The organism is Gracilibacillus sp. YIM 98692 (assembly GCF_010993965.1).
GTDB lineage: Bacteria > Bacillota > Bacilli > Bacillales > Amphibacillaceae > Gracilibacillus.
The window spans coordinates 77,798-99,188 of record NZ_WIXM01000009.1 but is presented as its reverse complement, the minus strand read 5'-3'; the positions used below and the strand labels follow the sequence as shown (position 1 = coordinate 99,188).

Below are 21,391 nucleotides of genomic sequence, written 5' to 3'. Positions count from 1 at the left end.
TGGTAGTACTAATAAAAAATATTAGGTCAAATGATTTTATAATAACTACTATATTATATCAAACTGTTAAAGCATGTAAAGTAAGGCCTAAGCCTATTCATGGTTCGAACGAAAAACGACACATTTTTTACCAAAATTTACTTTCAACAGTTCTAATACATCATCACTCGGTAATAATGCATATTGATTGGACAATTTAAACATTTTTTTCTCATCTTCCTTATACAAATAAACAGGTGAAGTGCCGTGATATTGATTCGCAATACGTTGTAACCGTTCTAACACTTCCTCCCCTTCCATAGAAGTAACTTTAATATAGATATTAATATCCATCGCTTTTTCCTGCTCTATATCTAGCTCTTGTACATGATCAGCAATCAATTGCCATTTTCCATGCCGTTCTTCCAGTCTTCCCGCAACAAAAACAAAGCATTCTTCCTTTAACCAATGATTCACTTGACGAAAGACTTTTGGAAATAACACAGAGTCTATTTCATCCGTCTCATCTGCTAAGGTGACGAATGCCATTGATTCGCCTTTCTTTGTACGAATCATTTTTTGAGCTTGTACCACAGCAGCCATTTTTACTTTGCGAAATTTATTCTCCTTAATTCTCTGTATGGTGTAATACCCATTGTTATGCAATGAAGAACGTATAGTTGCTAATGGATGTGTAGATAAAAAGAATCCAACTACTTCTTTTTCTAACATAATCTTTTTAACAGCTGGGAACGGTTCTTGCTCTGTATAGGAAACGTCTAAAGACAGCTCCCCTTGAAATAAACTTACTTGATCCTCAAATTCACGAAAAAGATCTCCTTGCTCTAGTGCTTCATCTAAACTAGCTAATAAGGTGGCCCTATTCGCATGAGTATCATCAAAGGCTCCCGCTAATATAAGAGACTGAATAACCGTTCGATTGACCTTTTTTGTGGACACGCGTAAACAAAAATCATATAAATGCTTAAATGGTCCAGCTTTTCTTGCTTTTAAGATTTCTTGTACAGCTTGATAACCAACACCTTTCATTATACTAAAGCCAATTCGAATGGCTTTCCCTTCTACTTTAAACTTACCAATGCTTTTATTAATAGATGGTGGCAGTATCGTTATCCCAAACTGTTTTGCCTCACGTAAATACATTTGAACCTTTTCTAAACTAGCCGAGTGCATACTTAAATTTTCTGCCAAAAAGCTCACTGGATACTTTGCTTTCAAATAAGCTAATTGGTAGGCTATCACACTATATGCAACTGCATGACTACGGTTAAAACCATAGTTAGAAAAGCGTAATATCCAATCAAATACCTCCTCAGCCAATTTTGCATCATACCCATTTTTTTGGCAGCCAAATAAGAATTTTTCTTTTTGCTTAAGGATCGACTCTTTTTCCTTTTTGCTCACAGCACGACGTAATAAATCGGCTTCACCATAAGAAAAGTCAGCTAATTGGTGAACAACTTGCATAATTTGTTCTTGATAAACTAACACACCATACGTTTTCTCTAAAATAGGCTTTAAATCAGGATGTATATATTCCACTTGCTCTTGTCCATGTTTCCTAGCAATATAGACAGGGATAAATTCCATTGGCCCGGGACGGTAGAGTGCATTCACTGCCACGATATCTTCAAAATGTGTTGGTTTTAATTCGTGAAGTACTTTTTGCATCCCCTGAGATTCTAGTTGAAAAACCCCGTTAGTCAGTCCCTTTTGTAATAGTACAAACGTATCCGCATCATCTAATGGCAGTTGATCCAATGCTTCTGCAATAGGTTGATTAGGAGAAATATGTTTCATAATTTTTTCTATTAAGGACAAGTTACGTAATCCAAGAAAATCCATTTTTAATAAACCAATTTTCTCTAAATCGTTCATGGCGTACTGTGTAAGCTTCCCATCATTTGGAGAAGCCATTAAGGGTGTATAATTAGTCAAGGGGTGATCACTTATAATGACACCAGCTGCATGAGTAGAAATATGTCTCGGTAACCCTTCTAACCGATTCGCTACTTTAAATAATGTCTGTAGTTTAGGAGACTGTTTGACATATTCAACCAATTCAGGTGAGTGCTTTAATAAGCTTGAGATAGAGCTTGATGTATCCTTCGGTAATGATCGCAAAATATATTGTGCATCGTTCTCATGAACATTCATCGTTTTAAACAATTCACGTAATAATGATCTAGCAGCATAGGTGCCAAAGGTTATGATTTGCGCCACATGCTCTTCACCATACTTCTTCACGACATATTCAATGACTTGGTCCCGTTTCTCATCAGAAAAATCAATATCAATATCAGGCATTGATACTCGTTCAGGATTTAAAAAACGTTCAAATAATAAGTCGTATTTTAATGGATCGACATTGGTGATTCCTAGTAAATAAGCAACGTAAGATCCTGCTGCCGAACCTCTCCCTGGTCCTACCATGATTTGTTGTTTTTTAGCATATGTAATAAAATCCCACACAATTAAAAAATAATCATTAAAACCCATGGAATCAATCACACGTAATTCGTAATATAACCGATCATAAACATTTTGAGGTATATCCGCATGATATATGTCATTCAGTTGTTCAAGGCATAATGCTTCTAAAAAATCCGCCGCATTTTCCTTATCAGGCACAGGATACTTTGGTAATAGCTGCTGTCCTAAAGAGATCTCCACTTGACATTGTGCTGCTGCGTTAGAGGCATTATCAAGTAAAGCAGGCCATTGCCTAAACCTTTCACGCAGCTCGGCTTCACTCTCTAAGTAATTGCCTTTAACCGGCCAGTCTTGTTCCTTCTGCCACTCAGATTGGTTGTTCATAGCTTGTAAACAACTATAGGCATAACGGTCTTGTTTCCGTAAATAACGTACATCTGATATAGCTACAGCGTTTATGTTGTGTGTATATGTAAATTCTTGCAGATAAGACCATTTATCTTTTACACCATCTGAAACACCAATATAAAAATGAGACGAAGAGAAGTTCTCCATCCATTCATTCAATATATCTTCCAAATAGTATTCTTTTGTTTCTGTTACTTGATCAACTGGTAAGATCGTCACAACATCGTGCTTTATTAATTCCCAATCGGCCATGTTAACTTCTTTTCCAGTCTGAATCTGTGAACTAATCTCAAGTAATTGCTGATAACCCTTTGAATTTCGCGCCAGCAAAATCGCTTGAAAAATATGATCATGAACACATACAGAGCATTGCATACCAATAATAGGTTTGATTTTAAAATTTTTGCACAACCTGAAAAAGGATATCGCCCCATGCATCACTCCTTCATCTGTTAACGCAAGACTTTGATAACCTAATTCGGCAGCATGGGAAACTAATTCATGGAGTTGAATGGTACTCTGCATAAGAGTGTAACCACTCTTTACTTGTAATTGTGTAAACGGCAAGGTCGTCACCTCCTTACAGCGATCATATGTTTCTATTTCATTATAGAGAAAATCATCGCTATTATCCAATTGTTTGGCTTTATATTTTGCTTTCATTAAATCTACAAACATATGCAACACTTGTCTACATATATTTTATATAAGCAGACTTTTTCCATGTCATAGGAGTGATTTAATGGAAGAGCGTTTCATCCCTACGTTAATGCAGTGTTACTTTATTGCGTTCGGTGTTATGATAGGCGGTTCTATGATCGGCAGTATCGGTGCTTTTGCTACTGGTGAAGCACCTTTTACACATATGAGTCGAATTGCCAAAAGCTTAAAAATTTGGGCTATTGTCGCAGCGATCGGAGGTACTTTTGATGCGATAACAAATTTTGAAAGAAGTATAAACGAAGGTTCTACCATAGACATGGTGAAACAAATCATTGTAATTATAACAGCAATGGGCGGGGCACAAACGGCTTTCTTAATTATTGAATGGCTTATTCAAGAGGAGATTAAATAATGCATATCCCTCCATATTACAAAAGACCCGCTTGGCAACGTTTTTTGGCTGGTGCTTGTATTGGTGGATTAATTGCCTATTTCGTCTTTTTATTCATGTTCGGTCAGCTGCAAGAAAAGTGGATTGAAGAAAACCTATCACTTCGCTTAGAACTTCAAGACTTAAACAAAAGCTACGAAACCCTGTTAAAAAATCATAAGGCATTAGATGAACGATCCAAAGAAGGGATACAAATAGAATCGATTGATATCGAATTTACAAACTTAAAAGAAATGAGGATTGAAAACGATCGACCAATGATTAGTCAATTAGAGGAAGAAATTCGTAACGAAGCACATCATGCTATTGGCAGGAACGTAAATGATTTAGCAGATTCTATCGAACTTTTTATTGCGACAATTGAAAATAAAACCATTACCATTGATGACTTCTCTTATCAGGCTACTATACGTCGAATCATCGTTAGTGAAACATTAAGTCTCTCGATTCAATTAAGTGCAGCAAACTAATCAAGAGATCTAACCAATTATGATTGATCATATTGGTTAGATCCCTATTCCTAATCCAGCTAGTCGCTATAACCCGAACAAACTTTTTCTAAATCTTCTAAAACGTTTGGTACTGTCTTCCACTCATGAATCTTAGCTCCTGCAGCTAACGGGTGTCCTCCCCCTTCATACTTCGCTGCAATTTCATTAATCACAGGACCTTTAGAACGCATCCTTACACGAATAACGTCCTCTTCCTCGACGAAAATCACCCATGCTTTAATACCTTCTATATCTCCAAACACACCTACAATAGCACCTGTATCTATCGGATCCACATTAAATTCTGACAGGACTTCCGTTGTCAGCTTAACATGACTTGCACCTGATTCTGTGATCGAAATGTGTTGTAAAATATAGCCTTTTAATCTGGCGATATTTACATCTGTTTTATACATTTCCTCATAAATACTTGTTCGATCAAACGAATATTTGACGAGCTCTGATGCATATCGAAAGGTTTTGTCTGTTGTGCTTGGATATAAAAATCTTCCCGTATCGCCAACAATGCCACTGTACAATAAAGAAGCAGCTCGGTCGTTCAGAACAAGTCCACTCTCTTTCTCGTTTACATATAATTCATAGATCATTTCGCTTGCGGAACTTGCATCTGTATCTATCCACTCTATATCCCCATAACTATCTACTTGTGGATGGTGATCAATTTTAATTAATTCTTTTCCTGAATCGTACCGTTGATCAGCAATTCTTTCTTGGTTCGCCGTATCACATACAATAACCAATGCATTCGTATAAAGATCATCCGACACTTCATCCATCTTAGCGAGAAAAGCTAAAGAAGGAGATTCTTCGCCCACTACATATATGGACTTATCAGGAAATGATGCTCGAATGATTTCGGCTAAACCATTCTGTGAACCATAAGCATCAGGATCAGGACGTACATGACGATGTATAATGATAGGATCATAAGTCTTAATTTTTTCCACGATTTGGTTGGTTATCATGTTTTCTCACATACTCCTTTATTTAGATTTTTCATCTGAATCCATCATGAAAGACTAGCATTTCATGCCATCAAAAGGTACAATATAAAACGTTGTACGATTAATGAGGAGGATTGTAGTGATGATTATATTCCCAATTATTATTATATTATCGATCATTCTTTATATTTATTATAAAGTAATGATTGTGAGAGGAAACGACCCGCTCATTCAAGAAATTCAAAATGCGAAAGCACGCCTGTCTCTAGGTATATTTATTAGCTTTTTTGGAATAAATCAATACTTATTCTACCAAACACAGCTCGCTTTATTTATATGTCTTGCTTTCTTCATTTTAGGCGCTATCCAAGCGTATGGCGGGTGGAAACGATATGTACATTACCGCGGAGAATTACTAAAAAGAGAACAAACCAGTGTATAAAGTGAAACTTCCATCAGCGAATGGATATCTTCATACTTACAGATAGTTATCGAAACTTATCAGGGTGCTAGCGTCCGTTATCCTCTACTTATACTTTTTCCACCTTGAAGTGGGGTCTACGGACGATTTTTCATCGTGATAAAGTCCATGCCATCCAATTCTTAGGATGGCATTATTCATAAAAACTTAGCGATCAATAAGTTGCGCGATAAGCATCGCCTTCCCAACGATTTTTTTATCATGAAATACTTCAACATCCACCTTGGCGGATTTACGACCGACTTCAATAATTTTTGGTAGAAAAGAAATCGTTGTTTCTAACTGAATAGGTTTAATGAAGTAAACCGTGATATTCTCGACTACTAAATCACCTTTTTTTTGCTGCCTAATCATTCGACTTGCTGATTCAATGACAAAAGAAACAAATACACCATAAGATAATGTACCAAGCTGATTGGTCATTTGTGGTGTTACTTCTGCCTCGTAAGCAGAAATGCCTATGTCTGAATCGGAGTGGTCAAAATAATTGGAAATAATATCGTCAATGGTTTCCCCTACTTGCGGCTGTCTTTGAATATGTTGTAAAGCTTTTAACACATCCTGTCTAGATATTAGCCCTTCTAAGTAGTGATGATTATCTATAACAGGCATGATTTCTATTCCTTCCCAAACCATCATATGGGCTGCATAAGCAAGAGATGTTTCCTTCATAACGGTTAAAGGGTTTCTTGTCATGAGCTTATCTATCCGTTTTTCAGAACTTTCGCCGATAACATCTTTAGCCGTAACAATTCCAACGACTTTATTCCTGTCGTCGACAACAGGGTAGCGACTATGTGTAGTCAATTCTTCATATTCATACCACTTCTCCACTGTGTCTTTTTCCGATAAATAATATGTATCTTCTATTTTGGTATAAATATCTCCTACTAAGACGATTTCTTTTTTAATCAGTTGGTCATAAATTGCACGATTAATCATAGCAGCTACCGTAAAAGTATCGTAGCTAGTGGAAATGATGGGTAATTTCTTTTTATCAGCAAGTTGCTTTGATGCTTCATCTGTGTCAAAGCCACCGGTTATTAACACAGCTGCTCCTTCCTGAAGTGCAAGCTGATGCGCTTCAGTACGATTCCCGACAATGAGCAAGGAATCTTTTTCTGTATATCTCATCATGGCATCCAGTTTCATCGCCCCGATGACAAATTTGTTTAATGTTTTATATAACCCTTCTCTTCCGCCTAATACTTGCCCATCTACAATACTGACTATTTCTGCAAAGGTTAGGTTTTCAAAATTTTCTTTTTGTTTGCGCTCAATCCTAATTGTACCTACTCGCTCTATTGTGCTAACTAAACCTTTATTTTCTGCTTCTTTAATGGCGCGATAGGCTGTTCCCTCACTGACATTTAGTTCTTTGGCAATTTGGCGAACAGATATCTTATTTCCTACTTTTAATGATTCAATAAATGTTAATATTTGTTCATGTTTTGTAGCCAATAGTAGCTCACCATTCTTTCATCTGTACTATAAATTTATTCTATATTGTTATTATACAGATCTCTATAATAGGATTCAATTTTTTCTTGCAATATTATGTATGATCCAAACATTCTTAGCTTTCCAATCTCACTGTTTTATATACTTAATGAAACCTGTATTAGTATTATCCAACCATATAAAAGGCCAAAGGTCTTCCTGCCTCTGGCCTTCGTTATGACATCTTATTATTCTACAGGTTAATGGATTCACCTGGTTGCAGGGCAATACCTTTCCCCGTTTTCACTTGACTAGCAAAACCTTCGCCATCTTGCTCAATTAGAGGAAAAGTATTATAATGCATCGGCACAACCTTTTTGGCTTGTACCCAATCTGCTGCGATCAAGGCATCATCTGGCCCCATCGTGAAATTATCTCCTATTGGTAAGAATGCAATATCAATATCATTCATATCTCCAATTAACTTTAAATCAGAAAACAAGGCAGTGTCCCCAGCATGATAAACCGTCTTATCATCAGCGTAGAATAAAATTCCACCAGGCATACCACCGTAAATTTTATTGCCATCTTCATCCACAAACATAGAACCATGAAAAGCAGGAGTATATTTTACCCTTCCAAAGTCGAACGTATAGGATCCTCCAATATGCATTGGATGTGTTTTCAATCCTCTAGATTCTAGATAGACTGCTAATTCATTAGGAGCTACAACTAAGCACTCCGTTCTTTTCGCTATACTTATGGTGTCCCCTACATGATCATTATGTCCATGTGTCAGCAAAATCACATCTGGATTTTCTTTATCTGGGTCTAAATCACTTATGTCATTCCCTGTGATAAACGGATCCATTAAAATAGTATGTTTTTGTGTTTGAATTTTTACGACAGATTGTCCATGAAATGATACTTCCATTGATTTAGCACTCCTTTTTTTATTGCTTCTAACCATTGTATACCACGTTTTCTTTTTTAGATAAACCATTTATTAATAATATTCCCAAGATTTTTCATATAATTGTATTAAAATAGGATCTACTAAAGTATTTACGCCCCATTCCGTATGATCTCCATCCAATTGGGAATCTTCGTCTTTTCCAAATTTAGTTAAACTGCTGAGCACGTCGGTTTTTAGGTAATCCGTTTTTCTCGTAATATCAAGAGAATCGACATCTATTGAATCACGACTGGCCATGACGAACCCCCAATTCCCAAAACTAGGAATATCAAGGTGAATATTCTCGGTATGCATACCAGTGGAAGCAACTGTATGAGAAATAGTCCAATAAACTTCCCTTGCAAAAACCGGACTAGTTGCTTGAATCATGGCTGCACCACCTGGTTGAAGATGATTACGAACAAGAGAATAGAACTCCTTTGTATATAATTTGTTTAAACTCTCATTATTTGGATCGGGCAAGTCTATGATAATAACATCATACCACTCTTCACTTCTCTCTAAAAATTCAAAAGCATCTTGATGAAAAATGGTAACCTTCTCGTCCATTAAAGCCCTTTGATTTAATTCTAATAAATGGGCATTTGTATTGGCGAGTTCTACAACAGCTGGATCTAAATCAACAAGCGTTATATCTGTCGCAGATGGATATTTTAATATTTCCCGAACTGCCATACCATCACCTCCGCCAAGCACTAGTACTTTTCGTGCTTCTGATGTATAACTCATGGCAGGGTGAACTAATACTTCGTGGTAACGATGCTCATCAATAGAGCTCAGTTGTAAACCGCCATCTAAATAAAGCCGTACATCATCGTCGTTTTTTGTTAAGACAATCTTTTGATATTGACTTTCTTCCATGTAAATAATTGGATCCTTATATAGTTTCTGTTCAAAAGTTAGAGCCATAGCTTGACCAAAAAATATTCCTAATATTAATAGAATGGATATACCGATTCCAATAAAAGCATGAATACTCACATGCTTGATCTCACGTCTGAACAGAAATAACACAACGAGAGCAACAGAAGCATTAATTAAACCAACAAAGAATGCGGATTTAACAATACCCATTTGCGGACGAAGTAAAAACACAAATAACAGCCCGCCAATTAAACCACCTGCATAATCGGAAAATAATACACGTGCTGTACTTTTCTGAAGAGTGACTCCAATCTCATTTGCCTTGCGTATTAATATAGGTAATTCCACACCTGTTAGTGCTCCAACGAGTAAGGTGACACCATAAAGAAAAAAAGCATCTGTGCCATTAGAGGCGAAGGCAGTAATAGCAAACATAAGAAAGCTAGAAAATCCACCAATAAGCGCTACTAAAAATTCAATATAAATAAAAGATAAAACTAAATGTTTGGTCACCTTCTCACTTAAGCTAGCACCAATCCCCATTCCTGTTAAAAAGAGTGAAATGGTTAAAGTATATTGTTTAACACCATCACCTAGTATATAAGAACCAAGAGCGCCAAATAATACTTCAAATATAATGCCACAAATCGATACAATTCCCGATGCCCAATAAATAAAATGACTCTGCCTAACCTTTAATTCATCCATACTACACACTCCACACCATCTCTATCTTTGAATGTTAGCTTTTGCAACAAGGAAAGCCTGACCACTCCATCTGGGTCAGGCTTTCCATTTTCACCTTTGTATCACGATGAACAATCGACCGTGATAATTATCGCTAATCATCCGTGGGGATGGAGCCCCCCTACGGATGGAATTCTCGCTTTATGTAATCGATGCACCAATTACAAATGCTAAACCGACTGAAACACCAAAAGAAATGATACCTACCGCTAAATTATTGTCTTTCAATTGTGTTTCAACAGAGAAGGTCCTTGTCACTCCTTCAAAAATCCAGTATGCGATCAATTGCAAGAACACTCCATAGGCACCCCAAATCAAAGTCTCCATAACAGAGATGCTGTGGTAAATAGCAAACGATAGAATAATACAAATGCCAATAATTTTTCCAGAGATTGATAAAGCAATTGCCTGATTGCCTAATTTAACTTGCTCCCAATCCTTATACTTTGTTGTCATCCATTCAAAAATAGTTAGACCAATGAGAACAATAATGATAGCTGCTAGAAAATAAAGAAATGTTGAAATAAATGGTTCCATTAAAATCCCTCCTATAAATTATTTACCTGAACTTGGCCCGCCGCCACGAAAACTATTCATCCCTCTATTCGTAGAGGTTCCACCTTTGTTGTAATTTCTTGTGGTAGAATATCCGCCATAACAATCATTTGTTTGACAGTAATTTCTTCTATTAGAAACCCAGTTGTTTCCAAACATGCTTTCTAATAATCGTATTCCCAAATAAGTAGTTAAAAAATTTGGCGAATAATTATTTCGCACAAATTGTTCATTTGCCACCTCGATAAAGGTCATGTCCTCTATCTCTTCACTCTTCTTTAAAATAACGAAATCATCTGGATAAACGAGGATCTGTTGGCCGTCGATATAGTCACTGATTTCATTTGGCTGTTTAATCTCTGCTAACAAATCTGCTAGTTCTTCTACTTCAAAAAGATCTGTACCATACACGTTAGAAGTTGTTTTTTCACCAGCAACTGACTCTACAAAAGAAAAATGATTGGCAATTAATGCCTCAATACTTCCCTCATTAGCATTACGCAGCTGTTCCGTTATTTCTTCTTTCGTTTGCGAACTTTCCACCTGTTCTTGAATGATAACTTCTGACTCATCAAAAGCAGAAATATTATCGAACTGATTTTGACCGCAACCCGCTAATAGAATCAAAAAAAGAAAGAAAAAGCCGCTAATAGAGATTTTTTTGAACACTATATCACCTCCTAAAAGGACTAAAAAGAACTCTTGGCAGGAGCTCTTTTTAGTCATGATCTCGTTACTTTATTCTTTTCCCATTTTCTTTTTTAATGCCGCTAATTCGTCATCAACATCATCTTTTTCTAGTTCTTCAAATTCGTCATCAATAGATTTGCTTGCGGCTGATAGATCTTCGCTTGTATCTGCTTCTGCTTCAAACTGCATAACTTTTTCTTCCATGCGCTCAAAGCCTTTCTTTGACTCATCATTTCCAATAGAGGACATGGTACGATTCATTTTGGTTCTTGTTTTAGCTGATTCTGCTCTTGCTTTTAGCGAATCTTTTTTCAATTGCATTTCTTGATATTCTTTTTTCATCTCATCTAGCTTCTCACGTAATTGATCCGCATCCGTTTTAGCACGTTCCCAAGCTTCTTTCATAGAATCCGCCTGTGCTTGCTGATCCTTTTTATCCTCAAGAGCACGTCTTGCTAAATCCTCATTTCCTGCTTCAATCGCTTTTTCTGCTTGATTCTGTCGTTTGTCCACAAGAGCTTGCGCGTCATCATATTTACGTTTCAACATTTTTTCATTAGCAATTTGCTTCGCAACCGCAGATTCTACCTCACGAATATCTGATTCCATATCTCGCATAAATTGATCCAACATTTTCACAGGGTCTTCCGCTTTGTCTAATAAAGTGTTGAGCTCTGAACTTACTACTGTTTTGACTCTTTTAAAAAATTTAAACATATTTTTTCCTCCTTTTATGATCCTGCAATTATTTTTATTTCAAATGGTTGAATAGGATAACCATAGCTTGCTTCAACCTCTGTTCCCCAGCTTTCCAAGCTTATAAAGCTGGACTCTTTCTTATCGGTATATTCAGCATAAGAAATACGCTGGCCGTTTAACGAACCACTTCTACCTTCTCCTGTAACATCCGCTTGACCTTGTTCTTCCATATGATAAGTTTTATCCTGATAAGTTAGCTTCTCAGGATATGGATTTGTGTTAGGAAGCTGAATTTTATAATAAATCCCTAGTTCCAGCTCATCATCCATCTCTGCTGATAGCCAAATATTTTTCCCTTCCCCTAGTAATTGGTAACTTATCCATTCATAATGGCTATCCCGATAAGTAATCTTGCCTACTACTTCGTAATCGGCTAAATCATATTCAATGATATCACCTACTTGTATAGTAAGCGGAGTACGTTCTTTTACTTCTTTGGTTTCTTCTTTTTTAGAAAAAAACTTCGAGAAAAAGCCCATTGGTGCACCTCTTTTCATCATTGACTGTTTCTCTCTAATTACATGTACGAATAAATAGAGCTTAACGTTTCACTTTTTTATAAAATTTTTAAAGAAAAACTTAGCTTTTAGCTAAATCTTAATAGCGAAAGCCTTAGTTTTACTTATACTATCAACCATAATAATTTATACTTTCCCTTACTGGAAAAGCTGATAATACAAAAAAGTTATCGATGCTGGTGAATCACATCCAAGCCCCCTGTAACGTCTAATATTGTCCCGGTTATCATGTCGGCATGTTCACCACAGAAAAACATTATAGCTCGAGCTATATCCTCTCCTGTTCCCGAACGGCCAATGGGTGTCTCTTTATCATCCATTCGCTTGCTCTCCTCTATGGTTGCCTCTTTCATCTTACCTTCAATATTACCTGGACAAACCATGTTAGAAGTAATCCCATTTTCTGCTTCTTCATAAGCAATCGTTTTAGTTAACGATACTAACCCAACTTTCGCTGCCGCAAATGCAGAACGATTCACCCACCCTGCAGCAGTATTCGCTCCTTGAAATCCATAGTTAATAATACGGCCAAACTTTTGTTTACGCATATCCGGGATGGTTAGTTGTAACATGTGGAACACACTGTCTAAATTCCCTCTTACCATTTGTTCCCATTCTTCTGTGGTGTGATCCATTAATTTTTTACGTTTAAAAATAAATGGGCCAGCATTGTTAATCAGATAGTCAATCGTACCAAAAGCTTCAGCGGCTGATTTCACCGCATTTGTAACGTCTGTTTTATCGCAAACATCTGCTTGTATAATATGTACTTTATCAGCATATTGTTTTTTTAATTTTTGAGCTCTTTCCCAATCACGATAATAGGTTACGGAAACTTGATGACCTTCCTGCAGGAAAGCCTCTGTTACTTTTAAACCTAACCCTTTTGTACCTGCTGTTATAAAAGCATGACCCATCCTACCTTCCTCCTCTAATACATCATTCTCGTTTAAAAAACGGATAAACCGTACGTCACAATTATATCCTACATCATGAATCTTTTTTTTTCTAATAAATTGAAACGGAAACCATTCCATATCGTTTAATTCAATATATAAAGGGAATAATAAAGAGAAAATTATATCAGTGGGGGAGGACTTACGAACGATTGTTCACCGGGATAAAATAAAGAAACCTTTATTCGCACAATTGTAAACGGATTCATAATATATTAAAATAGAAGTATAAAGGGGGAGATAACCATGGCATTTGAATATGATCGTATCTTAGTGGCGGTGGATGGATCAGATGCATCTGAATTAGCCTTCAAAAAAGCAGTGGACATAGTGAAAAGAAACAACGCTAAAATGTTCTTAACACATGTGATAGATACTAGAACCATTACAACGGTTGCTCCAGAAGTGTATGATCAAACATTAGCAGCTAGGTCTGAAAGCTATGCTCAATCACTTTTAGCTGAATATAAAGAAAAAGCAAATAAGCATGGTGTGTATGACATTAAGACTCATGTTGAAATTGGATCACCTAAATTGAAGATCCCTAAAGATCTTGCAAAGAAATACGAAGCAGATTTGATTATTTGCGGTGCAACAGGGATGAATGCAGTAGAGCGTTTCTTAATCGGTAGTGTATCCGAAAGTATCACAAGATACGCAAAATGTGATGTCCTTGTCGTTAGAAGTTAATTAACTGTACACGCAACTGGAATATACTCGCTTTCACTCGCAAGGCACAAGTGTGACATCTGCTCAAGTTTTTCTTTAGGTTGCGCTGCCTGATCCCGCAGAAGAAGTCTTGCATATTCCAATTGCTGAAAGATAGTTGCTTTTCGGTCTCAACTGTATCAACCTATTAAAAAACCGGGCAAAACAGCCCGGTTTGTCTTACACTGTCGCTTTTTCTGTTAATCTTACTGTATCTCTTACAATCATGACTTCTTCATCCGTCGGGATCACGATTACTTTGACAGGGGAGTGCGGATAGTTTACGAATGCTTCTTTTCCACGCACATTATTTAATGTTGGGTCCCAATAAACACCCATGAATTCTAAACCTTTTAGAACTCTTTCACGAATAGTTATACTATTTTCCCCTACTCCTGCTGTGAATACAATGGCATCGATACCATGCATTCTTGCTGCATAGGAACCAATGTATTTATGAATTCGTTCCGCAAATACTTGCAGGGCTAATTCAGCACGTTCATCTCCACTATTCGCTTTTTCCTCTATATCACGTAAGTCACTAGAGAAGCCTGACAGAGCTAGCATTCCACTCTTCTTATTCAAAGTGTTCATTACTTCTTGAGCAGATTGTCCAGTCTTGTCCATAATGTATGGAATAAGTGCTGGATCGATATTTCCAGAACGAGTTCCCATTGTCACACCTGCTAATGGGGTAAAGCCCATCGATGTATCAATAGATTTACCTTTTTCAATAGCTGCAATACTCGCCCCATTACCTAGGTGGCATGATAATAAGCGAAGCTGATCCAGCGGTACACCCATTAATTCTGAAGCACGTTCTGATACGTATTTGTGAGATGTACCATGGAAACCATATTTTCTAATACCATATTTTTCATAATATTCATACGGTAAACTATATAGGAAAGACTGCTCTGGCATTGTTTGATGAAATGCTGTATCAAATACAGCAACCGCTGGCACATTCGGCAATACTTCTCTGAATGCTTGAATACCAGTCAAATTAGCAGGATTGTGTAATGGCGCTAATTCTGACACTTCTTCGATTTCTTGAATCACTTCATCTGTAATTAGTACAGAATCATTAAATCTTTCACCGCCATGGACCACTCGGTGACCAACGCCGTCTATTTCATCTAAGCTATTAATGACACCAGAGCTTGTCAATTTGTTTAATAATAATTTCACAGCCCGTTCATGATTTTCAATATCTTCAGTTAACTCGCTTTTCTCTTCACCATACTCCATGGAAAATACCGAATCAGAAATTCCAATACGCTCAATTAAACCCTTGGCTAAAACTTTTTCAGCCGGCATTTCCATTAGTTGGAATTTTAATGAAGAACTACCTGCATTAATTGCTAATATTTTTTGCAATATATTCAATCCTTTCGTTCGTTTCTTGACATCCCACTTCCATTTAAACACCGTCAGAATAAGTTTGCAACAGGGTTCGAGCATTGTTAACGTTTCCTTATTATTTTTTTTATTTTCTGACTACTTGTCTTTTTCTGTTTGAAACCAGTGATCTATTTTTTTCAATATATTATGAGTAGCATGGACATCTTTAAAAGATGGCAGTTGCGCCATTAATGTCTGCTTTGGTGGTTTTGTGTCCGTCCCTTTCTTCTGTAAGACTAATATACTTTTGGCATGTTGTTCTGATGCAAACATACTTAACGGTAATTGTAATAAACTAAGAATATGCGCATGATGACGTAAATACTTTTGTAGTTGATCACCTTGATCACTAGTAAATAAGAAGTTAGGTATTAAAAAGATCAAGTAACCGCTAGGTTTGGTATAGGTAACACTTTGTTCTATAAATAAATGATGTGCATAGGCATGCCCTTCTTCTGCATTCAATTCATACTTTGCAGCTTGTTCGTCATTCGGATAATAGCCAACAGGTAAATCTGAAATGACAGCATCAACTGGTTCTAATAAGAATGGGGTTAAGCTATCTTGATGAAAAAATTCAATCGGTTTTTCTTGTAAGTTAGCACTTTCCACAGCCAATTGAATTAAGTCTGGGTCAACCTCACTGCCGTAACCAGTTACTTCTGCTTCTGCTTGGTTCATAACGGCTGTTAATAAATTAGCTGTTCCACTTGCAGGATCAAACAATCGAAATTGTTTTTTGCCTTCCATTAGCTTGTTTATAAAATATCCAATAAACATAGCAACAGAATCGGGTGTAACCATATGCTGTTGCTGTGTAGAACCTTTCATCGCCTTTAAAATAGCTAGCTGAATCACTTTTCTTTTATCTTCACTTGTTACCTCTTTTGCATCAAATAATGTTAAAGCTTGTTTCAATTGGTCTTGAGTTGCTGTATCTACTTCTGTAATACCTTCCTCCGTATTTATATAACGCAAAACATGTATAAAACTTTCTAAATAAGTATTATGTTCATTCGCTTGAATCGTATTAATCACTTGATCTAGCTGATCAAAGGCTTTGTCTAATTCAAACGCCATACAAATCCCTCCATCTTTTAACTATACGGATCCTATCAGATCCTACTGCCTTTCTTATTATGAAGGGAGTAGGATCTAAAAGTCTACCGTCAAGCATTTATCGATGGAGATTTTTTCATTATTTACTGTTGTCATCTTTACCTTGTTTAATCATTTCCATCACTTGATCGATTACTTGTGGACCTTTATCCAATAATTTTTCATAAAGACGAGTGGAATCATTTAATGTAATAAGCTCGACACCTTGCTTATTAGCTATTAAAAAGGCATATGGTGTAATCGAAACACCTCCACCACTTCCACCACCAAAGGGGATAATCATTTCTGATTGATCAGAATTTTGATTAGAATCGGAAGATCCTTGATCTTGTTGTTGATTCTGTCCACCCATAAATTCACTTCCACCTGCTGCAAATCCGAATTTTACCTTTGACAAAGGGATAATCAAGCTGCCATCCGGAGCATCAATAGGATTGCCTACAATGGTATCGACATCGACCATTTTTTGTAAGTTTTCCATTGTTAATGACATAAACGCTTCAATCGGATGCTTGTTGTTTCCATTATTATTATCTTGCATATTCCCACTCCTTTTTTAACTAATTACGAGTTTTTTTCTTCATTTTTCTTAATACTCTTATAGTTTTGCGCAAATGAATCGAGATCATGCATAACCCATTTGATTCTACTCTTTCCTGCTGAAAATCAACTAAAATAGATAAGTTTTCTGGCTGTTTCGGGAGGTATTGAAGTAACGGCTGTATGACGGAATGCAAAAGTCCGTAACAAATGGCCGTTACTTGCGGATCACCGGTACCTATAACTGTTTCTGTTTCTAATCGCTCTAGTCGGGAACTCTTCCACAAAGATTTTAAAAGACTTAGGCGTTCTTTTCCGCCTAAATCTGAAAGGGATGGAGACTCTTTCCCATTATCATCGAATATTTCCTGAAAATCTAATGTATATTGATAGCATTTGAAACCTAGAATAATGACAATTAGGTCTATCACTTGTTCCGATTGGTCCATATACCATTCAACTGCTATATATAGTTTCAAGAACGTAAATAAAATCAGAACGATTCCTAGTAATAAGATAATTATTCCCAGTAAAATAAGCATGATTATACCTCCATATGCTTATTATTATCTATTTTTTTGACATTAATCCAAAGTTTGTAAAAATATCAAGAAAATTCATCGATTAACATGCCCTTGGTAGACGTAGTTGCCCTTATCTATTGGTATCTACGTCTGTAACATGATATAAATGTTGATATGGAATAATAAGATACTTTTTAGTAGGAGTTGCTCATTATCAGTGATAATATGGATTTAACAGGAAAGATAAGGAGGATTTACATTGGATAATCGCAAAAACCTTTATTTTTATTATGCAAAAGATAATGAACTTGAACGAAAATTAGAGCCGATTTTTCAACTGAGTGAGCAAAATGGTTTTCAAATTGTAGATCATTCAGATGAAGCTAATATTGTAGTAAGTGTTGGCGGTGATGGCCAGTTTTTACAAGCGATTCGTCATACCAATTTTAGACAGGATTGTTTATATGTAGGACTTACGAAAGAAAATGAATCCGGTTTATATTGCGATTTTCGCATTGATAACTATCCTGAAATGATTGAAGCGATGAAAGATGAAGCATTAGAGGTAAGACGTTTTCCCATTATTGATGTTACCATTAATAACCAATCCACTTTTCACTGCTTAAATGAAGCAGCAATACGCTCGGCGATTATTAAAACGATAGTTATGGATGTGTACATAGATGGTAACCACTTTGAACGATTTCGAGGGGATGGGTTAATTGTGGCAACACCTACTGGCAGTACTGGTTATAATAAGTCTACTGCTGGTGCTGTCATCGACCCTAAATTACCTTGTTTCCAAGTGTCGGAACTTGCCTCTTTAAATAACAACCGCTATCGGACGTTGGGTTCATCTTTTATTTTGAATGAAGATCGCAAACTGCGATTAGAAGTGATTCAAGACGGAAATGATTACCCTATTGTTGGTTTAGACAACGAGGCATATTCGATTCGACATATTCATACTATAGAAATTAATCTAAGTGACAAAAGAGTTAAAACAGTTAGACTCAAAAACAATTCCTTCTGGGACCGCGTTAAAAGGACATTCCTCTAAACGAATATCGACAAGCTGCTTTTTCTGACATGCAAAAAAGTCTTAGTAGAAAAAAACTGCGACATAATGAACATTCTCTTCCAGACGTTCTCCATTCTTTCAGAGATGAGTGCTAGTCCAGCGCAGCGGAAAAACACTCCCTTTCCGGGGGCACGGCTTCAGCTTCTCGACAGAAAACCGCTGCCTGCGGGATTCTCAGCTCGCGCTGTTCCCCCAGGAGTGTCGCATTTTTCCGCAGCTTTGTATGGTTTTCTGTTCGAGTAAGAAGAGCTCCAGGGAACACTCTGATTTCACAATCTTTCCTCCTTCATAAATCTGAGCCTCACTACTAGCAGAGGCAACATACGTAGACTCCGAGGTATAGAAAACTTGGCTTATCGCCCAGCCTTAGTTTTCTTATACTATGTACCATTCATTTTTTATTCCGTAGTGGAACTCCACGAGTCCGAAGACCCCGGAAGAAGCGTTCTTTGCATCACGGGAGGCTGAGGCCGTGCCCCGGAAAGCGAAGTATGTTGTCGGAGCGTATTCCAACACTATTTCCCAAGAAGAAAGGTAGAAAGCCCAAACAAAAGTTATGTCGCAGTTTATGTATAATACGACCAAATTTTATGCTTCTTTTGCTTTAAAGCAAAAAAAGAGCCAGTCGCTATGTTACGTCTGGCTCTTTTCTTCATCTTTTTGATAACAGATTTCTTCATCTACGACCGTGGCAACAACTTTTGCTTCGTGTATTCTCTCCGGATCTATTTCATACAAATCACTGTCTAGTATGGTGAAATCTGCGACATATCCTTTTTGAATCATTCCTCGATCATGCGCATGATTAATCACTGCAGCACTTCCAATCGTATACAAGGAAATAGCTTCATGAATACTCAGCTTTTCTTTTTCATAATACTTTTTCTGATCAATGGCAGACTTTCGTGTCACTGCAGCTTCTATTCCTAATAACGGGTTCACCTCTTCTATTGGGGCATCAGACCCTCCCGCACACGTAATACCATGCTGTAAATAGGTTCTCCAGGGGTAAGACCATTCTGCCCGAACTTCGCCAATTCGCTCAATAACCCAAGGAAAATCAGATGCAACAAAAGAAGGCTGAATATCTAAAATGACATCAATGTCTTCCAGTAATTTCAAAGTGCGTTCATTTGCAAGTTGTGCATGTATGATCCGATCTTTACGATTACTTTCAAGTGGATATTTTTTAAGCAATTTTGCAACTGCTTCTACAGCTTGATCTCCAATCGCATGAACAGCTATCGGATGATTAAAAGTTCTAGCTTTTTGTATTAGGTTTTCTAAATCCTTTTCATGATGGATAGGTATTCCTACATTACCTTCATCATCGTGATAAGGTTCACTTAACCAAGCTGTTCGTCCTCCCAACGCACCGTCTGAAAATATTTTCATCGCCCCTAGGGTAGTAAACTCTCCTCCATCTCCATAACGGAGACTTCTCTCGATCATTTCATCGAACACTTGATGGTGTACGAGCAAATGTGCCCGAAATTTGTATTTATTCGGAAGTATATTTTGGTAAGCGTGTAAGGTCTTCAAGAACCCGCCGTAATAAAATAAATCTTCTGTATGACCTCCTACTAACCCAAGCCGAAGTAAATCTTGTATAGCCACATCAATCGTTTTCTCTAACTTTCTCTGTGAAATTTCCGGCATCACGTCTTTCACTAATTCTTGTGCTTGATCTAACAAAAAGCCTGTGGGGTGCCCTTGCTCATCACGAACTATTTTCCCGCCTTGCGGGTCCCTAGTTTCTCCCGATATCCCCGCCAAAGCAAGTGCTTGTGAATTCACAATAACTGCATGTCTACATATTCTTGAAAGAATGACGGGATTATTAGGGAAAATAGCATCTAACTCATCCTTATGGATAATACGCGATTCTCCCCATTGATTTTCATTCCAACCGTCTGCAATCAACCATTCTCCTTCTTCTAAATCGTACTCATGCTGTTGAATGGTTTCGAGAACCTCTTCTGCCGATGGGATACTAGACAAATCAATATGCAATAATTTCTCTCCATGACCAATGATATGTAAATGACTATCTACAAAACCCGGATACATCACATGGCCATTTAAATCATATGTTTGTTCGATAGCTTGCTTGTATTTCTCTTGTAATACTTCTACTTTCCCTATATCCAGAATTCGGCCATTTTCTGTATAAACAGCTTCTGTCCAATCTTTTTCATACTGCATGGTATATATCTTTCCACCGTGCCAAAGTGTACCCATTTCTATCACCTACCGTCTGTTCTACCTCTCCTCACTAGTTATGTATAACGATAGCAAATTCCTCTGCCAAAGAAAAGGATAGTGTTTAAAAACACTATCCTTTTTCCGTATTATTGATTAGCTTGACCACCCATTTGTTGTTCAGCCATTTGTACTAAACGTTTTGTGATCTCTCCACCAACTGAACCATTTGCACGAGAAGTTGTGTCAGCACCTAAGTTTACACCAAACTCTTGAGCAATCTCAACTTTCATTTGATCTAGTGCTTGACTTACACCAGGTACTACTAATTGATTTGAGCTGTTGTTGTTTGCCATTGTGTCTCACCTCCTCTTTTGCTACATTAGTATCATGCGCTGCAGAGGAGGAAAACATGC

At 37.0% G+C, this 21,391-nt stretch carries 21 protein-coding genes; 5 read left to right on the top strand and 16 right to left on the bottom strand.

What is annotated here, in order from left to right:
- Positions 1 to 93 precede the first annotated feature (93 nt).
- Positions 94 to 3,519, bottom strand: a complete 3,426-nt coding sequence (gene dnaE / locus GHD00_RS10550; protein ID WP_240468665.1) for a DNA polymerase III subunit alpha — start codon at positions 3,517 to 3,519, stop codon at positions 94 to 96.
- Positions 3,520 to 3,583: 64 nt separating this feature from the next.
- Here dnaE and ytrH point away from each other — a divergent pair, with 64 nt between their 5' ends.
- Positions 3,584 to 3,916: a sporulation membrane protein YtrH gene (gene ytrH / locus GHD00_RS10545; protein ID WP_163538125.1), complete on the top strand. Its 333-nt coding sequence runs from the start codon at positions 3,584 to 3,586 to the stop codon at positions 3,914 to 3,916.
- Complete coding sequence (ytrI, locus tag GHD00_RS10540) at positions 3,916 to 4,425, top strand: sporulation membrane protein YtrI (protein WP_163538124.1); 510 nt, start codon at positions 3,916 to 3,918, stop codon at positions 4,423 to 4,425. Before ytrH ends, ytrI begins: the two co-directional genes overlap by 1 nt.
- A gap of 59 nt (positions 4,426 to 4,484) precedes the next feature.
- Here the strand turns inward: ytrI and GHD00_RS10535 are convergent, their stop codons facing one another.
- Positions 4,485 to 5,432, bottom strand: a complete 948-nt coding sequence (locus GHD00_RS10535) for a DHH family phosphoesterase (protein WP_205600741.1) — start codon at positions 5,430 to 5,432, stop codon at positions 4,485 to 4,487.
- A gap of 121 nt (positions 5,433 to 5,553) precedes the next feature.
- On the opposite strand from GHD00_RS10535, the gene GHD00_RS10530 reads away from it, so the two are divergent.
- Positions 5,554 to 5,853 carry a YtpI family protein gene (locus GHD00_RS10530; protein WP_163538148.1) on the top strand — a complete coding sequence of 100 codons (300 nt, stop codon included), beginning with the start codon at positions 5,554 to 5,556 and terminating at the stop codon, positions 5,851 to 5,853.
- Between the two features lie 186 nt (positions 5,854 to 6,039).
- Here GHD00_RS10530 and GHD00_RS10525 read toward each other — a convergent pair whose 3' ends face one another.
- The 8 genes from GHD00_RS10525 to GHD00_RS10490 form a co-directional block, all read right to left on the bottom strand.
- A complete protein-coding gene (locus tag GHD00_RS10525) occupies positions 6,040 to 7,353 on the bottom strand; it encodes a DRTGG domain-containing protein (protein ID WP_163538123.1) in 1,314 nt (437 codons plus the stop codon).
- Positions 7,354 to 7,585: 232 nt separating this feature from the next.
- The gene (locus GHD00_RS10520; RefSeq protein ID WP_163538122.1) at positions 7,586 to 8,266 is read right to left on the bottom strand and encodes a metal-dependent hydrolase; all 681 of its coding nucleotides are present in this window, start codon (positions 8,264 to 8,266) and stop codon (positions 7,586 to 7,588) included.
- Positions 8,267 to 8,338: 72 nt separating this feature from the next.
- Positions 8,339 to 9,880 carry a polyamine aminopropyltransferase gene (locus GHD00_RS10515; protein ID WP_163538121.1) on the bottom strand — a complete coding sequence of 514 codons (1,542 nt, stop codon included), beginning with the start codon at positions 9,878 to 9,880 and terminating at the stop codon, positions 8,339 to 8,341.
- A 180-nt stretch (positions 9,881 to 10,060) separates the two neighbouring features.
- On the bottom strand, positions 10,061 to 10,456 hold the full coding sequence (locus GHD00_RS10510) for a DUF350 domain-containing protein (RefSeq protein WP_163538120.1): 396 nt from the start codon (positions 10,454 to 10,456) through the stop codon (positions 10,061 to 10,063).
- An 18-nt stretch (positions 10,457 to 10,474) separates the two neighbouring features.
- The gene (locus tag GHD00_RS10505) at positions 10,475 to 11,143 is read right to left on the bottom strand and encodes a DUF4247 domain-containing protein (protein ID WP_240468664.1); all 669 of its coding nucleotides are present in this window, start codon (positions 11,141 to 11,143) and stop codon (positions 10,475 to 10,477) included.
- Positions 11,144 to 11,212: 69 nt separating this feature from the next.
- On the bottom strand, positions 11,213 to 11,881 hold the full coding sequence (locus tag GHD00_RS10500; protein WP_163538118.1) for a PspA/IM30 family protein: 669 nt from the start codon (positions 11,879 to 11,881) through the stop codon (positions 11,213 to 11,215).
- Positions 11,882 to 11,895: 14 nt separating this feature from the next.
- Positions 11,896 to 12,402, bottom strand: a complete 507-nt coding sequence (locus GHD00_RS10495; protein ID WP_163538147.1) for a DUF4178 domain-containing protein — start codon at positions 12,400 to 12,402, stop codon at positions 11,896 to 11,898.
- Between the two features lie 206 nt (positions 12,403 to 12,608).
- Positions 12,609 to 13,358, bottom strand: coding sequence for an SDR family oxidoreductase (locus GHD00_RS10490; RefSeq protein WP_163538117.1), 750 nt, complete (start codon positions 13,356 to 13,358; stop codon positions 12,609 to 12,611).
- Between the two features lie 285 nt (positions 13,359 to 13,643).
- Here GHD00_RS10490 and GHD00_RS10485 point away from each other — a divergent pair, with 285 nt between their 5' ends.
- Positions 13,644 to 14,087, top strand: a complete 444-nt coding sequence (locus GHD00_RS10485; RefSeq protein WP_163538116.1) for a universal stress protein — start codon at positions 13,644 to 13,646, stop codon at positions 14,085 to 14,087.
- Between the two features lie 198 nt (positions 14,088 to 14,285).
- Here GHD00_RS10485 and GHD00_RS10480 read toward each other — a convergent pair whose 3' ends face one another.
- The 4 genes from GHD00_RS10480 to GHD00_RS10465 all read right to left on the bottom strand — a co-directional run bounded on the left by GHD00_RS10480 (position 14,286) and on the right by GHD00_RS10465 (position 17,710).
- Positions 14,286 to 15,485 (bottom strand): acetate kinase, encoded by a 1,200-nt coding sequence (locus tag GHD00_RS10480; RefSeq protein ID WP_163538115.1) that lies wholly within the window; start codon positions 15,483 to 15,485, stop codon positions 14,286 to 14,288.
- A gap of 120 nt (positions 15,486 to 15,605) precedes the next feature.
- Positions 15,606 to 16,589 carry a class I SAM-dependent methyltransferase gene (locus GHD00_RS10475; RefSeq protein WP_163538114.1) on the bottom strand — a complete coding sequence of 328 codons (984 nt, stop codon included), beginning with the start codon at positions 16,587 to 16,589 and terminating at the stop codon, positions 15,606 to 15,608.
- 118 nt (positions 16,590 to 16,707) lie between these two features.
- Positions 16,708 to 17,169: a GerW family sporulation protein gene (gene ytfJ, locus GHD00_RS10470; RefSeq protein ID WP_163538113.1), complete on the bottom strand. Its 462-nt coding sequence runs from the start codon at positions 17,167 to 17,169 to the stop codon at positions 16,708 to 16,710.
- Positions 17,170 to 17,188: 19 nt separating this feature from the next.
- Positions 17,189 to 17,710 (bottom strand): DUF2953 domain-containing protein, encoded by a 522-nt coding sequence (locus GHD00_RS10465; protein ID WP_163538112.1) that lies wholly within the window; start codon positions 17,708 to 17,710, stop codon positions 17,189 to 17,191.
- Between the two features lie 241 nt (positions 17,711 to 17,951).
- On the opposite strand from GHD00_RS10465, the gene GHD00_RS10460 reads away from it, so the two are divergent.
- The gene (locus GHD00_RS10460; protein WP_163538111.1) at positions 17,952 to 18,752 is read left to right on the top strand and encodes an NAD kinase; all 801 of its coding nucleotides are present in this window, start codon (positions 17,952 to 17,954) and stop codon (positions 18,750 to 18,752) included.
- Positions 18,753 to 19,406: 654 nt separating this feature from the next.
- Here the strand turns inward: GHD00_RS10460 and GHD00_RS10455 are convergent.
- Both GHD00_RS10455 and GHD00_RS10450 read right to left on the bottom strand, forming a co-directional pair.
- Entirely contained in the window at positions 19,407 to 21,014 is a 1,608-nt protein-coding gene (locus GHD00_RS10455; protein ID WP_163538110.1) for an amidohydrolase, read from the bottom strand.
- Positions 21,015 to 21,124: 110 nt separating this feature from the next.
- Positions 21,125 to 21,331, bottom strand: coding sequence for an alpha/beta-type small acid-soluble spore protein (locus GHD00_RS10450; RefSeq protein ID WP_163538109.1), 207 nt, complete (start codon positions 21,329 to 21,331; stop codon positions 21,125 to 21,127).
- Between the last annotated feature and the right edge of the window lie 60 nt (positions 21,332 to 21,391).

Coding starts and splice junctions, on each gene's coding strand:
- dnaE (WP_240468665.1), bottom strand. CDS start 3,519: ATGTTTGTAGATTTAATGAAAGCAAAATATAAAGCCAAACAATTGGAT.
- ytrH (WP_163538125.1), top strand. CDS start 3,584: ATGGAAGAGCGTTTCATCCCTACGTTAATGCAGTGTTACTTTATTGCG.
- ytrI (WP_163538124.1), top strand. CDS start 3,916: ATGCATATCCCTCCATATTACAAAAGACCCGCTTGGCAACGTTTTTTG.
- GHD00_RS10535 (WP_205600741.1), bottom strand. CDS start 5,432: ATGATAACCAACCAAATCGTGGAAAAAATTAAGACTTATGATCCTATC.
- GHD00_RS10530 (WP_163538148.1), top strand. CDS start 5,554: ATGATTATATTCCCAATTATTATTATATTATCGATCATTCTTTATATT.
- GHD00_RS10520 (WP_163538122.1), bottom strand. CDS start 8,266: ATGGAAGTATCATTTCATGGACAATCTGTCGTAAAAATTCAAACACAA.
- GHD00_RS10515 (WP_163538121.1), bottom strand. CDS start 9,880: ATGGATGAATTAAAGGTTAGGCAGAGTCATTTTATTTATTGGGCATCG.
- GHD00_RS10510 (WP_163538120.1), bottom strand. CDS start 10,456: ATGGAACCATTTATTTCAACATTTCTTTATTTTCTAGCAGCTATCATT.
- GHD00_RS10500 (WP_163538118.1), bottom strand. CDS start 11,881: ATGTTTAAATTTTTTAAAAGAGTCAAAACAGTAGTAAGTTCAGAGCTC.
- GHD00_RS10495 (WP_163538147.1), bottom strand. CDS start 12,402: ATGGGCTTTTTCTCGAAGTTTTTTTCTAAAAAAGAAGAAACCAAAGAA.
- GHD00_RS10490 (WP_163538117.1), bottom strand. CDS start 13,358: ATGGGTCATGCTTTTATAACAGCAGGTACAAAAGGGTTAGGTTTAAAA.
- GHD00_RS10485 (WP_163538116.1), top strand. CDS start 13,644: ATGGCATTTGAATATGATCGTATCTTAGTGGCGGTGGATGGATCAGAT.
- GHD00_RS10475 (WP_163538114.1), bottom strand. CDS start 16,589: ATGGCGTTTGAATTAGACAAAGCCTTTGATCAGCTAGATCAAGTGATT.
- ytfJ (WP_163538113.1), bottom strand. CDS start 17,169: ATGCAAGATAATAATAATGGAAACAACAAGCATCCGATTGAAGCGTTT.
- GHD00_RS10465 (WP_163538112.1), bottom strand. CDS start 17,710: ATGCTTATTTTACTGGGAATAATTATCTTATTACTAGGAATCGTTCTG.
- GHD00_RS10455 (WP_163538110.1), bottom strand. CDS start 21,014: ATGGGTACACTTTGGCACGGTGGAAAGATATATACCATGCAGTATGAA.
- GHD00_RS10450 (WP_163538109.1), bottom strand. CDS start 21,331: ATGGCAAACAACAACAGCTCAAATCAATTAGTAGTACCTGGTGTAAGT.